Origin of the sequence: Kitasatospora sp. NPDC047058 (assembly GCF_040643935.1) — a bacterium.
In the GTDB taxonomy this organism is placed as follows: Bacteria; Actinomycetota; Actinomycetes; order Streptomycetales; family Streptomycetaceae; genus Kitasatospora.
In genome coordinates this window covers 1-1,971 of record NZ_JBEYVJ010000752.1, presented here as the reverse complement: position 1 = coordinate 1,971, position 1,971 = coordinate 1, and the positions used below count along the sequence as shown (strand labels likewise).

The window sequence follows — 1,971 nt, the reverse complement described above, 5'->3', positions numbered from 1 at the left end:
CCGGCCGGCCCCCGAACAGCCGCCCGTCCCGCCGAACGCCCTCCCGGCCGCGCCGGCCGGGGCCGCGACCGGCGAGAACACCGCCGCCGAGCAGTGGCCGCATGCACCGGCCCGGGTCGAGCGGGCCGTTCCCGAGCAGTGGCACGGCACCGGCAACGACCCCGCGTACGGGCGGCAGGGCCTCGGCGGCCCGACGGCCCAGCCCACCGACCCGTGGGGCAAGGACGACGGCCGGTCCGGCACCGCCTACGCGGTGCCGGTCGACGGGCCGGACGGCGTCGACGGCCCGAACGGCCCCGACCGCCCGAACGACGGGGCCGGCCACCCCGAGGAGCAGCGCGCCGCCGCGGACGCGGCCGGCCGGCGCGGGCCGCTCGCGCTCGGCCCCGCCACCGGAGCCCCGGCCGGACCGGCCGACGGCACGCCGGCCGCCGGCATCCCGGTGGGCGGGACGCCCGCGGACGGCACCACGGTCGACGGGACCCCGGCGAGCGGCACCCCGGTCGCGCCCGAGTCCGGCCGGGAGGCCGACGGCGGTCCGGAGCCGAAGCCGTCCCGGCGCCGTCGGGCGCTGCCGGCCAACGAGGACTCCTCCGGCGGCTTCGCGCTGCCCGGCGTCCCCGACCCCGGCACCGTCTACCCCGGCCTGGAGCACGCGCTGCCCGCCGGGCCCGCGCCCGCGCTGCCCGAACCGGCCGCCGCACCGACCGGGCGCCGCCGCCGGCTCGCCGTCCCGCCGGGTCCCGGCACCGAGGCCCAGGGACCGGCCGCCCCCACGGCCGCCACCCCCGCACTTCCGGCCCTGCCCGCGCTGCCCGCCGCCGCGGCGGACGGCCCGGCCGCACCCGGCCAGGGCGACGCCCCGCAGCCGGTCGGCACCGGGCTGGCGGAGCTCGCTCCGCCGCGCCCGCTGCACGCTCCCGGCATCCCGGGCGACCAGGCCGCCGCCACCGCGCCGGGCCAGGGCGGCCCCGGCGAGGCCTTCCCGGCTCCGCCGCAGGCACCGCCGGCCCTCGCCCTTCCCGCCCCGGCCGGTGTGCCCGTCCCGGCCGGCGCACCGCAGCTGCCCGCCGTGCAGGAGGCCCGGCAGGCCCCGCGCCCGGTGGCCGAACTGCCCGCCGCCGGCCGGCCCGAGCCCGACGGGCACGCCGTGCCCGCCCCCGGCCGGGACGGCGGCGCGCGCCGGCTGCTGGTCTGGCCCGAGCCCGACCCGGCCACCAGGCAGGCGCTGGAGGAGCGCGGCTACCACCCGGTGATCGTCCGCTCCCGCGAGGAGGTGGACGCCCAGGTCGCCGGCTTCCCCGCCGCGCTCTTCGTCGACCCGCTGACCAGCCCGATCACCCGGACCGCGCTGCAGTCGCTGCGCACCGCCGCGCTGAACAGCCGGATCCCGGTCCTGGTCACCGCCGGCCTCGGCCAGGCCACCCGGGACGCCGCGTACGGCGCCGACCCGGCCGTCCTGCTGCGGGCGCTCGCCCCGCGCGACGGCGAGCACCACGCGCCGCGCGTCCTGCTGGTCGAGGGCGACCCGGACATCGCCGCCGCGATGATCAGCAGCCTGGAACGGCGCGGCATGCACGTCGAGCACGCGGCGGACGAGAACGACGCCGTCTCCCGGGCCAGCAGCGTGCAGCCCAACCTGGTGGTGATGGACCTGTTCCAGATCCGCCGCCGCCGGGTCGGCCTGCTGGACTGGCTGCGCACCAACGACCGGCTGCACCGCACCCCGCTGGTCGTCTACACCTCGGTGGACCTCGACCCGCGCGAACTGCCCCGGCTGCGCACCGGCGAGGCGGTGCTCTTCCTCGCCGAGCGCTCGACCAGCGCGGACGTGCAGTCGCGGATCGTCGACCTGCTCGGGCGGATCGGCGCCATGGGCGAGGCGGGCGTCGCCGCCGCCGGCTGAGGCCCCCCGGTTCCCGGCACGGCACCGGACACGGCCGAGGGCCGGTCACCCCGCTCGGGGGTGAC

General features: G+C 81.3%; 1 pseudogene. It reads left to right on the top strand.

Annotated features, from left to right (window positions below):
• A pseudogene (locus ABZ885_RS40150) lies at positions 1-1,906 on the top strand (hypothetical protein); the annotation flags it as partial.
• Between the last annotated feature and the right edge of the window lie 65 nt (positions 1,907-1,971).